This is a genomic window from Paenibacillus sp. FSL W8-0426 (assembly GCF_037969725.1).
GTDB classification, from domain to species: Bacteria; Bacillota; Bacilli; order Paenibacillales; family Paenibacillaceae; genus Paenibacillus; species Paenibacillus hubeiensis.
In genome coordinates, this window is sequence record NZ_CP150203.1 from 6,690,830 (window position 1) to 6,703,834 (window position 13,005).

The following is a 13,005-nucleotide window of genomic DNA, read 5'->3' on the forward strand; positions in this document are numbered from 1 at the left end:
CTTTTCAGCATAAATTTGGATTCATCCATCCATGATCGCATGACCAACGTTTAGGATTGGACAAAGGAAGATGGGTGCAATAACCGCTCGCGCAGCGCCTTTTTGCTGACTTTGCCTACGCCCGTCTTGGGGAAAGACTTCACGAATTCGAAGCGGTCGGGAATTTTGTAGGCAGCCAGCCCGCGTTCACGCAAGAATGAACGTAATTCTGTCGCTGTCGGCATGGCCCCATCTTCTCCGTTCGGAACGATAAAAGCGCACGAGCGCTCGCCCAGATAATCGTCAGGCATGGCTACCAAGGCAGCGTCGTGAACCCCTCCATGCGCCAGCAGGTGATTTTCCACTTCCTCCGCAGCCACTTTGTCGCCGCCACGGTTGATCTGGTCCTTCGCGCGTCCCTCGACCACGAGATATCCATCCTTCGTAAAGCTGGCAATATCCCCGGTCCGGTAGAACCCGTCCGCCGTAAAAGAACGGGCATTATGATCCTCGGCTTTGTAATATCCGCGTATCGTGTAAGCTCCCCGTGCCAACAAATGCCCGGATTGCCCCTGTTCTACCTCAACGTCCTCGTCATCCACGATTTTCACCTCGTCGTACGGCGACATCGGTTTGCCCTGGGTATGGATAATGACGTCCTCGGGATCGTCGAGCCGCGTATAATTTACCAGCCCTTCGGCCATGCCGAACACTTGCTGCAAGGTACATCCCAGCACCGGTTTCACACGTCCTGCCACTTCAGCGCTGAACTTGGCTCCGCCCACCTGCAGTACTTGCAGCGAAGGGAGTCTCTTCCCTCTAGCGGACGCGGCGTTAAGCCATACGAGCGCCAAGGGAGGCACGAGGGCGGTGATCGTCACCTGGTGCCTGTCAATCAGCGGAAAAGCCTCGTCCGGACTGGAGCCGCGGGAAAGCACGACCCGGCCTCCGGCATAGATCGTACCCAGAATACCCGGCGAGCTGAGCGGATAATTGTGGGCGACCGGCAGTACGGCCAAATACACGCTGTCCGGGCTCAAACCGCACACCTCCACGCTTCTGCGCAGACTGTAGATGTAATCGTCGTGCGTGCGAGGGATCATCTTGGGCAAACCCGTACTGCCGCCCGACAACTGCAGGAAGGCCACATCGGAACTGAGCGGCCGCTCCGCTTCCGGCAAAGCGACCGGTTCAACGTACAGATCGGATAGCGCCGTGTATGGACCGGCCTCTCCGGCAACGATGACATGCCGAAGCCCGGGTACTTCCGTCTGAACCTCTCCGGCCAGCCCGCGGTAATCATAACCGCTGTCGATGTCCGGAATGACATATGCCTCCGCTTCGGCAAAGCGGGCAAAATATGCGATTTCGCTTTTCCGATGCAATGGAAGAGCAAATACGGGCAATGCTCCCAACCGAAACAACGCAAATATCACTTCAATAAAAGCCGTGATGTTGGGCAGCTGCACGATGACCCGATCCTGCTTTCGAATACCCGTCGCATGAAACCCTGCGGCGAGCCGATTCACCCGTTCATTCAACCCTTCATAAGTTAACGCTCCATCGTCGCCAATAACGGCTACCCGATTGCCATATAATGCCGCCCGCTGATGCAGCATCTCGCCAAACGTGATGCCTTCCCAGCAACCCGCCTGGCGATACTGTTCCGCGAGTTCCTCCGGCCAACCCTGAAATCCTGGCAGCATGCTCATTCCTCCCCTGTAGCTCCTGCTGATTGCAATCCCATCGCACGCAGCATCGTGCCAAATTTCGCCGCAGTCTCCGCAAGTTCTGCTTCCGACGTGGAGCCAGGGACAATTCCAGCTCCTGCATACAGCCGGAGCTGATGACCCTGCACTTCGGCACACCTGATCGCAACGGCCCATTCGCCATCGCCCCTGCTGTCGCACCAGCCGACCATTCCGGTGAACAGCCCCCGGTCAAACGGCTCTTGTGCCTGAATTTCATCGCGTGCATCTTCCACGGGCGTGCCGCAAATGGCCGGCGTCGGATGAAGGACAAAAGCCAGCTCCAACGATGTTGTTGCCCCATCGGCAAGCTCTCCGTAAATATCCGTGGAGAGGTGCCACATGGTACTCGTCTGAATGAGCGATGGCTCCTCAGGCACGCTCAGCTCTTTGCACAGCGGGCGCAATGCAGCCGCAACCGCATCAATGACGACGGCGTGCTCGTGACGATCCTTGGCTGACGCCAGCAAAGCTTCAGCACGGCGTCGATCTTCTTCCGGGTCACCACTGCGTGCAGCCGAACCCGCCAAGGGATTGACTCTCACCCTCGTTCCGGTCCGGGTGACCAGAAGCTCCGGACTTGCTCCGAGAAACGTCCGTGGTTTGCCTTTTTCGCCCACACTAATGACGCGATTATCCGTTGTTACTATACTTTTTGGTAATTGCGATTTACGCATCGGGACGGCAAATGTGTAACCATGCGCATTATCCCTAAAGAGGTTACGCAGCAGTTGATGCGTATCCACCTGCGTCTCCGACGTCACGCACAGGGTGCGTGCCAGAACGATTTTGCTCAGTTCTCCTGCATTCAGACGGGTCAGGACGCTCCGTACGCTTTGTTCATAGACCGCCGCGGCCGGCTCTTCTTCAATGCTGCAATTCCCTGCTGCCGGCAGCCTCTCGCGCATGCGGTCCGAGTCTGCAGGCGGCTCCGCCCACTGCACGCTTTCGGGAACATACAGTTCCACGTCAGCACGCCGCGGATTGAAAGGGATGGCTCCAACCGCAACCGGGTTTACTCCCCCTGCCTGCTTCGCCTCGTTCAGCAGCCCCTGAATCCGATGCAACAGACCTTGAATCGGCTCGTCATACCGCAAGCCGGGATTGGGCTGTTCATCCGTATCCAGAGCATTGCCCCCTATTGACGAAGAAGGCGCATCAGACAACCTTTTCCATTCCCCTTGAGCCAGCATCGTATGCAGCGGCGATGACCAGAAAAAGGATTTGCCTTCTTCGTATTGCTCCAACAGGCGAAGCGCGGAAGTCGCAGCAACAGCACTTGCTTTGGACATTCTCATCATCTCCTTGGATTTGGTTTCAAGCACCAAGTGTGGCGCCTCCATCGATGCGCATGTCATGCATCGTGATATGTCTGGCCTGGTCGGATGAGAGGAAAAGCACCGCATCGGCAATATCCGCCGGATCGGCCAGCCTGTTCAGCGGAATGCCTAATCGATACGCATCCAGCGAGCCGGCAATGGCCGCTTCTGCGCCATGCTCGTCCTTCCACAATAAACGCTGCATCTCGGTATCAGTCGAGCCGGGCGACACCACATTGCAGCGGATATGGTCCCGTGCATGTTCCAACGCAAGGCACTTGGTAAACTGGGTGGATGCCGCTTTCGAAGCCGCATACGCCGACATGTGCATTCGCGGTACGGCAGCGGCGTTGGACCCGACAGTGACGATGCTCCCGCCCCGCCTTGCAGCCATTCTGGCCACAACGGCGCGCGATACGTAAAATACGCCATGCGTATTCACCTCAAAGGTTCGCAGCCACTCCTCATCGCTAAGTTGGCCCACTCTGCCCATGTGCAAAATCCCCGCCGCATTCACCAACATGCCAATCGGCCCGAGCTCCTCTTCAATGCAAGCAACGCCATTCTCCACAGCCATACGATCGGAGATATCCATTGGATAAGCGGCTGCCCGGCAGCCTTGAGCACGCAGGTCGGTAACCGACAGCTCAAGCCGTCCTGCCTGAAGGTCAACCGCCGCCACGACTGCTCCCTGTGCAGCGAACGCCTTGGCTACGGCCTCACCTATGCCTTGGGCTGCTCCGGTAACCAATACCACTTTGCCCTCGATTCCCGTATAACTCACCAGACATCCTCCATTTCTCTGTATCGATTCAGCTTCCCGCTCTGATTTGCAGCCCTTATCCCTGCTCGTGCTCCCTCTTCATATCGGTTCCTTCATTTGCGTGTATCCCTCCGCCACTCTCCATCCGCCGCAATTCTCACCTCTCCGGGCTGCAGGCAAAACGGATCGTACGGCTAATCAGAAACGGAAGCACCGAAACATGGTTTTCATCCTCGAACTCGGTATATCTAATCTCCAGCCCCGTGAGCTTTAACGAGGATAAGCGGTCGGCAAGGCTGGAGGCCTTGTCGTTGTTTCGCGCGGGATGGGTTTTCTCATGCTCCCCCATGCCGATCCAGACCCTCGCGTCGACCGGCTCCTCCTTCATTCGTTCAACGAACCTTCGCTCTTCCGACTGCATCACCTCTTGGTTCCAATGGAGCGATGGACTGCCTGCAATGTAGTACCGAAACGCACCCGGCCTCGTAAACAACGCATGGATCACGAAAAGCCCGCCAAGCGAATGGCCGAAAATGGCCTGCCTGTTGCGATCGATTCGGTACTGCTGCTCAATGTCCGGCTTCAGCTCCTGCTCGATAAAATCCAGAAACGCATCCGCGCCCCCCTGTTCCGGAATGGGCGTCCCATCCGACTTGTGGGTGTACGCCGTCGTCGCCTGCGGCGTGAAGTCGTAGTACCGATGCGGAGAAAACGGACCTGCCGTTTCGTAGCCGATGCCTACGACGATCGCAGGAAGGGCTCCGGTCTTTTCCGGCCTGCGGCCTTGGATGCGTACCGCTTCAACCATCGTGCCGAACACGGAGTTGGCATCAAGCAAATAAATGACCGGATAACCATTTGGCGGCGGCGGTTCTGCCGGTTGGTGCACCATGATTCGGTAGGCATGCCTGCCGGATTGCGATGTCATGGTCCATTGTTCGGAACGCGGTACGAGTATGGTACTGCGGGCAATCGGGTTAAGGGTTCCGGTAAGGGAAGAGTCGGGTTGAAACGTCATTGCAGGTGGTTCCTCCTTGTGATTCGGCTTATATAAGACAACGATCGTTTATATGAGATTGATTCTCATTACCAATTATAAGAGAGTCATGCAGGTGCTCCCATGGACGATATCCAGAAATGATTTTGACTATCTCCATATCTTGATCCGATCGATTCAAATGCGTGCCTTTTACTTGCATGAAAAAAAGCCCGGCCACAGGCAGACAGAACGGAAAATGCCTTCGTTCCCTCTGCTGTGGGGGCCATTGGTTGTATACCTTGCGATGCTAAGGTCCACGAGATCTCTTGGACCAATCCGAACTTAAGCTCTCCTGATGGTTACTGCTGTGTGATTGCTTTCAACGTGTCGTCAATGACGTGACCGTACGCAATCAGCCCGCTGCCAAGCCATGGCGCAGGATCCACGTTGTACACCTTTCCACCTTTGACTGCGGGCATGCTCTTCCAGACGGCGGTATCGGTCATTTCCTTCATGCTGCCCACGCCTTGTTCCACGGTGAAAATGTAGTCTGCATCGATTTCCGGCAGCACTTCCGTCGATACGATCGCGCTGTTCTCCGTTTCAACCAAAGCAGGCTTGCCCAGACCAAGCTGCTGATATACAACGTAGCCGCTGAAATAGTTTCCGCCCATCATGCTGATGCCGCGCGGAGCAAACCGAATGATCGCCGCCTTTTTACCTTCGGCCACTTTGGAGATTTCGGCTTTGGCTGCATCCACCTTGGCATGGTACGTTTCGATGGCCTGCTTGGCTTCAGCCGTCTTGCCCAGCAAGTCACCAATGATCTCCAGCGATTTTTCCACATCGCCCGATGCATTGTTGAACACGTAGGTCGGCGCGATTTTGGAGTAGCTCTCATAAACGCCGTTCTCCGCATAGTTGGCCGTATGCAAAATGATGAAATCCGGATTGTACGCCATGAGCGCTTCCGGCGAAGGCAATCCGCTGGAGAAATCGAGGGTTGGCACCCCGCTTAACTGGTCCTGCAAATAAACGTGCCCCTGCGTACCTGCCGCCCATTGGGCTACCGGTTTGACGCCGAGCGTCAGCAGCGAGTCTTCAAGATAGGGGGCAAACACACGCTCCACCTTGGCAGGTACTACGACATCATGCCCCAGTTCATCCTGCACCGTTCGTTCGCTGGCCTTTTCTGCCGGCTGTTCTTCCTCCACAACCGTCTCCGTCGATGCCGGGGTGGTTGCTTCCGCGGTCTGCTGCTCCTTTCGGGTCTCGCCCGACTCGGAACCCGAACCGCAAGCAGCAAGCAATCCTGTCATTAAAATCAACACCAGCGACATCAGGATTCGGGTGCTGCAGAAGGTGCGAGCACCCGACCGATGAACGGATTTTTTTCTCTGTTGAAACATTGGACATCCCCCTTGATAAACATTCTCATTTAGATAGAAGGATTATATGTCATGTCGCCCGGGAATCGCCATGGACGGTATCCAGATGCCGATTTGGACAATATCCCGTAAACATCAGCAGAGCTTCTTCCAGCATACGCATCACCCCGACCGCAGAATAATCAAGCCAGGGGTCGCCTGCGATCAGGTGTACTTTATACTGACGCACAGCCTTGAGCCCGCGCCATGCAGGAGCATGCTGCAAACTGAGCCAATGTGCACGTGAAGCCGCCTCGGGGCACACCATCACCATAATCCGGTCCGGATTCAGCTCTGCCAGCTGCTCTAGCGTCAAAGGGGCGTTTGCCCTTACGTCAGGGAATGTATCTAAACAAAGATCGTGGTACAGCACCTCTCGGATGCCGGGATTGCTATAGAAATATAAATACTGTCCGTAAACACGGATGACGGCGACCTTTTCGCGGCCTACCTCCTTTTGTACGGCTTCGCGTGCCTGGCCCACCCTGCGATCATAAAGTTCAATCCATTGCTTGGCCTGTTCCTCCCGCTCAAGGAACGAGGCAATCGTGCGTAGTTCGCCGCGCCAATCCGGGTTGTTTCTGTGCACGATGCAGCATGGCGCAATTTTCCTCAATTTGTCCTGATCGGCCGCGCTGATCTGGTCCGTGCCGATAATAGCATCCGGACGAATGTGGACCAACCTTTCGACATTGGTATCGAACCGCCAGCTCGTATACGGGTCTGTCAGCTTAAGATGGCACTCGATGTCTGTGCGATGCGCATTATAATAATAAGCCGTCCACTTGGGATCAATAGGTGCGGCGACAGGCATGATTTGCAGGGCAAGCAGTTGTCCCGTCACGCAGGAGGAGCAGATTGCTATCCGTTTGCGAGCCGTCTTGGCATAATCGGAAGGAGACACGCCCACTTCTTTCTTGAACTTCCGGCTGAAATAGAACTCGTCGCTATACCCTACCTTGAGCGCAATGTCCCGCAGCTTGTGGCCTGATTCCTTCAAATAACGTTTGGCCCGGTTGATCCGGAGATCCGTCAAATACTCCATTGCACTCTGCCCGTACGTCTTTTTGAACAGATCCACGAAATATTTCGGGCTGATGCTGGCTTCCTGTGCCAGATCGGCAATCGTCAGCGGTCGGTCGAAGTGTTCATCCATATATGCTTTCACCTTGGCAAGATCCGTCTTGGGGCTGCGGCCGGCAGCAGGCACGGAACCGTCTGACCGCGAACCATCCTCCAGTAACATGTGGCCACTCCTTTCGATCTGCTTGATGAGTATGAAGATTCGATAAAACTGTGATATCATTCATAACGAAAATGATAATCATTATCAATAAAATTATCATATTCTTTTCATCTCAGTCAATCCATATATGGAAAAAATAACACACCTGATGGCATCAGCATCAGAAGCTTACAGGAAAGGGGGACGCGCTGATTTCATCCTCCATGGCTTCATTGTTCTGTGAATTTTGTATTGAATACATATTAATCCATACAGTAAACTCCAAGGTGAACGTTTGTTGAATTCGCCATTAAATGAGAATCCCTTTAATAATCTCAGCTATTAATGCCAGTAATATGGAAATGAATGAAGGAAAAAGGTTAGAGTTTACTTTGATGACTGGAGGAGAAAGCGATGTCCACGATTAAAGAAATTTCGGAGAAAACCGGAATTACCCCATATACTCTTCGATTTTATGAACGGGAAGGAATTCTGCCATACGTCAAGCGCGATTCGAGTGGCAATCGATTGTATGACGAAGAGAGTATGGAATGGCTGAATTTTATTTTGGCGCTGCGAGCGACGGGCATGCCGCTTGCCGAGATCAGGAAATACGTGGATTTATACCAAGAAGGCGAGAGCACCCTTGAGATACGTAAACAAATGATGCTTATGCACAAGGAAAAAGTGGAGAAGGACCTCTCGGAAACCATTAAATATTTGGAGCAAATCAATTACAAACTGGCACTTTATGACATGCAGGAAAAAGGATTGGCCAAGATGCTGCCCTAGATGTTGGTTTGCAGATTTCACTCTAAAATGGAGCGCGTTTCCCCGATGGGGACGCGTCTTTTTTGGTGCTTATATTAGAGTGAGCTCTAATATATTTTGCGCTTTTATTCCCTTGAAATTTCCATTTCATGTCCTGTATCATCAAAAATACCACGAATTTATGGGAATTCCGCCTATTCAAATTATTTAATATTCGAGACTTGACTTATATTAAACTCTAATTGATAACCTTGAAGCAAGCCAACGATGAGTGGCTAAACCAAGAACAAAGGAGAAGTACATATGAACACAAAAGTAGCAATCATTACAGGTGCAAGCAGCGGAATGGGAGCGGCCACGGCGAAACTTCTCGCTCAACACAACATTAAAGTCATGCTTGCCGCTCGCCGTGAAGACCGATTGCAGCAGCTGCAAGAAGAAATCCGTAACGCTGGAGGTGAAGCCAGCTACAAGGTGACTGACGTCACTTCGCGTGTTGATCTGGAAGCATTGGCGGATGAAACGATTAAAGTCTATGGACAAATTGACATTTTGATTAATAATGCGGGGATCATGCCTCTTTCGTTCTTCAAAAATTTGAAAGTCGACGAATGGGAGAGAATGATCGATGTGAACATTAAGGGCGTCCTCTATGGGATGGCGGCAGTGTACAAACATATGGAAGAACGTAATGAGGGACATATCATTAATTTCTCGTCCATTGCGGGGCATATCATCTTCCCTTCAAGCTCTATTTATAGTGCGACCAAGCACGCTGTAAGGATTTTAACAGAAGGTATGCGAACCGAATTGGGATCCACACAAAATATTCGGACAACACTCATCTCCCCCGGTGCGGTGGAGACCGAGCTGTACGGTACCATTACCGATAACTCCATTTATCCGGCATTGGAGAAATTGGGCAGCCAGGAATGGAGTCAACTTGACCCAAGCGACATTGCGAGAACGATACTATTTGCCATTCAGCAGCCGACTAACGTAACCATTAATGAACTGATTGTCCGCCCCACATCTCAAAGCTTATAACTTTGTGACCGCCAAAAGGGCAAGTAGTTTAAGCTTGCCCGGGAAGGACTTTGTACTAAAAACCTGGTAAGATTTTTGAAAACTGATCCCCGTCTATGAGACTGGGATCAAAACACCTTGCAAGTTAAAGCAGCCAGTCGTCGATAATCAATCGGGGGTATCATGTCAGTAGGGAATCTGGATCCCAAACAACCCCAAAATACAAAGCTAAAGAAATACATAATTACGATTCCAGCGGTAGCCGCGAACATGTCATTTCATAGGATAAAGAGTCAAAATTCACGCTAATTTCAATTTTTGCGACAAAAATTTCAAAATAGTGGTTAACTTCCCTGATTTAAAGTGGTACTATAGGGGTATGAGGAAGAAATTGGGCACTATGACACATGTCTTTTTATCAACTTCGTTCATTTGAACTAACCAGGTTGGCCCTCTTTTTCATACTGAACGCTGTGAAAAGCGCGCATATCGGTCGTTCAGTGATAGTTTTTCAGATTTCCCATCCATTCGACAACAATTGGAAGACCCATTAGAACGAATGTAGTAGTACCATAGATTTACCATAGCAATGCCACATTCCCTTAGCAAGCAAGATTTAAGTTTCAATATAGCCATCCATGTAGCACGAATCAGAGGGACAGATAGCTATCGAATCCAGATCATGTAGCCTGATAACGAGAAGTGGGAATTTATAGCGTTAGAATTCTAGAAATAAGCAAGCAGTCGTCATCAGCCCGGCAGAAGCCAGGGCTTTTTGTCGTGCCTGTATAACCTGGACCACTCCGGCACAGAATCGGAGGTATCGTGGTTCTTTCTGGCGGGTTTATAATATGGCAAGATACCATTAAGGGAGTGATGGGATGTATTCCGATCTGCAGTTGACGGATGACCGCCCTGTATATATACAAGTCAAGGATTACATGAAACGGTTGATGCTCAAAGGCGGCCTGCAGGCGAAGCAAAAGCTTCCCTCCACCCGTGAACTAAGCACCCTCATGAAAGTGAGCCGCAGCACCGTCCTGCTCGCCTATGCCGAGTTGGAGGAAGAAGGGCTGATCTATGCGGTCAAAGGAAAGGGCAACTACGTCAGTCCTTCCATCGGGACCCCGGAAACGGAGACGCCGCCCTGGGAACCGGACTGGTCTGACCGTGTCAGCGACTACGCCCTTCAAGCTGAACAGCTTGACCTGATGAAGCACGGATCCGGAGCGGAGCGAGGCGAGATTTCCTTTACCAGCATCGCCCCGGACGAGAAGCTATTCGACCTGCATAACGTGAAACGGGCCTTTCTCGACCGCATGTCGCTGGAAGGGGAAGTTCTGCTTAATTACGGGTATGCCAAAGGCTACCGCCCCTTGATGCAATATTTGCTCAGATACATGGAAAACAAAGGCGTCGATCTGGAAGGCAAAGATATTTTGATCACCAACGGGTTCACCGAGGGTTTTGACCTCGTGCTGAGCGCTTTGCGCAAACGAAGCGGCCGGGCATTATGCGAAAATCCGACGCACCATACGGCCATTAAAAATCTCAGGCTCCATCAGTTTGAGCTCACAGGCGTCGATATGGAATCCGATGGGCTGAATTTAAAGCAATTGGAAAACAAGCTGGCTTCGGATGCGTACGATCTGGCTTATCTCGTCCCGTCCTATCACAATCCGACCGGCATCGTGACCTCACCGGCCAAGCGGGCCGAGATTATCCGGCTTATGAACCAGTACAAGGTGCCGGTCATCGAAGACGGGTTCAACGAAGAACTGCGCTATTCCGGATCGCACGTTTCCCCGCTGATTACAAGTGTTGGCAAGGGCTCTGGACTGATCTACCTGGGCAGCTTCTCGAAGGTGCTGTTTCCGGGGCTGCGAGTAGGCTGGATAATCGCTGATCAAGCATTAATCGACTTTTTGGAAAGCATGAAGCGTGCGCGAAGCATCCATACCTCGACGCTGGATCAATCATTGCTTTATCAATATTTAAGCAATGGCCATTTCGAGAAATACCTGAAACGGGCACGCACCGAATACAAACGCAAATACGAGCTGGTCGTGCGCTGTCTTAAGCAGCATCTGCCCATGTGCAGAATATCCGGGGAAGGCGGACTTCACTTGTTCGTTCAGTTCCCTGAGGCGTTCAGCACGCGAGAGCTGCTGGAAGCATGCAAGGCAAAAGGGGTTACCTTTATGCCGGGCGATACTTTTTACTTGGAGGAAGGCCAGGGACAGAACACCATGCGTCTCGGCTTCTCCAGGGTGAGCGACGAAAACATACGCAAAGGCATTCGCATTATCGGTGAAATAGCGGCCAAATGGCGCTGATCCGACATGGGTGCAGAACGTGCACCCGAAATCATAAGGGAGGGCATTACATGAAAGTGGGCGTGATTATGGGCGGAACATCTTCGGAGCGGGATATTTCCCTGCTGACCGGAAAGGAGATGATTGCCCATCTCGACAGGCAAAAATACGAGGTCGTCCCGGTGGAGATTAACAGCAAACGCGATCTCATTGACAAAGCAGCCGGTTTGGATGTGGCCTTGCTTGCTCTCCATGGAAAATACGGGGAGGACGGCACCGTACAAGGCACGCTCGAATCGCTCGGCGTACCCTATACGGGATGCGGCGTGCTCGCGAGCAGCCTGTGCATGGACAAAGACTTGTCCAAACGTATTATCCAACATGCGGGCGTAACCACCGGAGCATGGCTGCAAGTGAGCAGCCTGGATGAACTGTCCGGGCCTTCGGTACAACAGCTGTCGTACCCGGTCGTCGTCAAACCCAATTCGGGCGGCTCCAGCATCGGCACGCAGATCGTGCGTGAAGAAGCAGGACTGCGCTCTGCGGTAGAAGCAGCTCTGGCTTGGGACGAAACGGTGATGATCGAGCAATATATCGAGGGCGACGAGATCACCTGCTCCATTCTTGACGGCCGTATGCTTCCGGTCCTGTCTATTCGCACGAACGCAACGTTCTTCGATTATGAAGCCAAATACAGCGACGGCGGGGCCGTCGAACAGGTTATCGAACTTCCGGCCGATCTGCATCAGCGCGTGGAAGCGGCGGCTCTCGCCTGTTACCGGGCCTTAAAATGCAGCGTCTATGCACGCGTCGATATGCTGATTAGGGACGGCATCCCTTATGTGCTTGAAGTGAATACCCTCCCTGGCCTTACCAGCAACAGTTTGCTTCCCAAAAGCGCGGCAGCGGCCGGTTTATCGTTTGCGGGTTTGCTAGATTCCATTATTGATTTATCGTTGAAACAACGGGCGAAGGAGGCTGCATTGGCATGAGTCTGGATGTCAGCATACGGCACAGTACGGAAAACGATATACAGGATATGGTTATTCTCATGGATCAACTTGGTTATCCAACCACCTATGCCGAAATGAGCGAACGCTACCGCCATCTTGCGTCAGACGCAAACTTTACTACACTGGTCGCCGAAGTACGGGGACGCGCCATTGGGCTAATCGGTCTGCAAACCTCGTATATGTATGAAAAAAACGGACGCCATTGCCGCATCATGGCACTGATCGTGCATGATCAGTTCAGAGGTTCGGGCATCGGCACCCGGTTGATTCAAGCCGCTGAGCAATGGGCAGCGGAGCAGGGCGTATTCTCCCTGTCCCTGAACAGCGCCAACCGCGAGGAGCGCCAGGCTGCCCACCAGTTTTATCGCGCGATGGGATATACAGACGGCAGTACCGGCTTCAGCAAAACACTGCGAGTTCCGCAGCACGTTTAATAAACG

The 13,005-nt window shown here is 52.6% G+C and carries 11 protein-coding genes; 5 read left to right on the top strand and 6 right to left on the bottom strand.

Annotation, left to right across the window (positions count from 1 at the left end):
* Positions 1-50: 50 nt before the first annotated feature.
* The 6 genes from MKY59_RS30210 to MKY59_RS30235 all read right to left on the bottom strand — a co-directional run bounded on the left by MKY59_RS30210 (position 51) and on the right by MKY59_RS30235 (position 7,461).
* Positions 51-1,685, bottom strand: a complete 1,635-nt coding sequence (locus tag MKY59_RS30210) for a (2,3-dihydroxybenzoyl)adenylate synthase (RefSeq protein WP_339275230.1) — start codon at positions 1,683-1,685, stop codon at positions 51-53.
* A 2-nt stretch (positions 1,686-1,687) separates the two neighbouring features.
* Positions 1,688-3,019: an isochorismate synthase DhbC gene (gene dhbC / locus MKY59_RS30215; RefSeq protein WP_339275232.1), complete on the bottom strand. Its 1,332-nt coding sequence runs from the start codon at positions 3,017-3,019 to the stop codon at positions 1,688-1,690.
* 25 nt (positions 3,020-3,044) lie between these two features.
* Positions 3,045-3,830, bottom strand: a complete 786-nt coding sequence (locus MKY59_RS30220; RefSeq protein WP_339275234.1) for a 2,3-dihydro-2,3-dihydroxybenzoate dehydrogenase — start codon at positions 3,828-3,830, stop codon at positions 3,045-3,047.
* A 136-nt stretch (positions 3,831-3,966) separates the two neighbouring features.
* On the bottom strand, positions 3,967-4,827 hold the full coding sequence (locus MKY59_RS30225) for an alpha/beta hydrolase-fold protein (protein WP_339275236.1): 861 nt from the start codon (positions 4,825-4,827) through the stop codon (positions 3,967-3,969).
* Positions 4,828-5,147: 320 nt separating this feature from the next.
* Positions 5,148-6,197: an ABC transporter substrate-binding protein gene (locus MKY59_RS30230; RefSeq protein WP_339275238.1), complete on the bottom strand. Its 1,050-nt coding sequence runs from the start codon at positions 6,195-6,197 to the stop codon at positions 5,148-5,150.
* 49 nt (positions 6,198-6,246) lie between these two features.
* The gene (locus MKY59_RS30235) at positions 6,247-7,461 is read right to left on the bottom strand and encodes an AraC family transcriptional regulator (RefSeq protein ID WP_339275240.1); all 1,215 of its coding nucleotides are present in this window, start codon (positions 7,459-7,461) and stop codon (positions 6,247-6,249) included.
* Positions 7,462-7,854: 393 nt separating this feature from the next.
* Between MKY59_RS30235 and MKY59_RS30240 the strand changes: the two genes are divergently transcribed.
* The 5 genes from MKY59_RS30240 to MKY59_RS30260 all read left to right on the top strand — a co-directional run bounded on the left by MKY59_RS30240 (position 7,855) and on the right by MKY59_RS30260 (position 12,999).
* Entirely contained in the window at positions 7,855-8,232 is a 378-nt protein-coding gene (locus MKY59_RS30240) for a MerR family transcriptional regulator (RefSeq protein WP_236413458.1), read from the top strand.
* Between the two features lie 282 nt (positions 8,233-8,514).
* The gene (locus MKY59_RS30245) at positions 8,515-9,258 is read left to right on the top strand and encodes an SDR family oxidoreductase (RefSeq protein ID WP_339275244.1); all 744 of its coding nucleotides are present in this window, start codon (positions 8,515-8,517) and stop codon (positions 9,256-9,258) included.
* A gap of 860 nt (positions 9,259-10,118) precedes the next feature.
* Entirely contained in the window at positions 10,119-11,573 is a 1,455-nt protein-coding gene (locus MKY59_RS30250; RefSeq protein WP_339275246.1) for a PLP-dependent aminotransferase family protein, read from the top strand.
* Positions 11,574-11,623: 50 nt separating this feature from the next.
* Positions 11,624-12,544 carry a D-alanine--D-alanine ligase gene (locus tag MKY59_RS30255; protein ID WP_236413464.1) on the top strand — a complete coding sequence of 307 codons (921 nt, stop codon included), beginning with the start codon at positions 11,624-11,626 and terminating at the stop codon, positions 12,542-12,544.
* Positions 12,541-12,999 carry a GNAT family N-acetyltransferase gene (locus MKY59_RS30260; protein WP_339275248.1) on the top strand — a complete coding sequence of 153 codons (459 nt, stop codon included), beginning with the start codon at positions 12,541-12,543 and terminating at the stop codon, positions 12,997-12,999. The genes MKY59_RS30255 and MKY59_RS30260 overlap by 4 nt, the downstream gene beginning before the upstream one ends.
* Positions 13,000-13,005 lie beyond the last annotated feature (6 nt).

Coding starts and splice junctions, on each gene's coding strand:
- MKY59_RS30260 (WP_339275248.1), top strand. CDS start 12,541: ATGAGTCTGGATGTCAGCATACGGCACAGTACGGAAAACGATATACAG.
- MKY59_RS30245 (WP_339275244.1), top strand. CDS start 8,515: ATGAACACAAAAGTAGCAATCATTACAGGTGCAAGCAGCGGAATGGGA.
- MKY59_RS30235 (WP_339275240.1), bottom strand. CDS start 7,461: ATGTTACTGGAGGATGGTTCGCGGTCAGACGGTTCCGTGCCTGCTGCC.
- dhbC (WP_339275232.1), bottom strand. CDS start 3,019: ATGTCCAAAGCAAGTGCTGTTGCTGCGACTTCCGCGCTTCGCCTGTTG.
- MKY59_RS30225 (WP_339275236.1), bottom strand. CDS start 4,827: ATGACGTTTCAACCCGACTCTTCCCTTACCGGAACCCTTAACCCGATT.
- MKY59_RS30210 (WP_339275230.1), bottom strand. CDS start 1,685: ATGCTGCCAGGATTTCAGGGTTGGCCGGAGGAACTCGCGGAACAGTAT.
- MKY59_RS30250 (WP_339275246.1), top strand. CDS start 10,119: ATGTATTCCGATCTGCAGTTGACGGATGACCGCCCTGTATATATACAA.
- MKY59_RS30240 (WP_236413458.1), top strand. CDS start 7,855: ATGTCCACGATTAAAGAAATTTCGGAGAAAACCGGAATTACCCCATAT.
- MKY59_RS30230 (WP_339275238.1), bottom strand. CDS start 6,197: ATGTTTCAACAGAGAAAAAAATCCGTTCATCGGTCGGGTGCTCGCACC.
- MKY59_RS30255 (WP_236413464.1), top strand. CDS start 11,624: ATGAAAGTGGGCGTGATTATGGGCGGAACATCTTCGGAGCGGGATATT.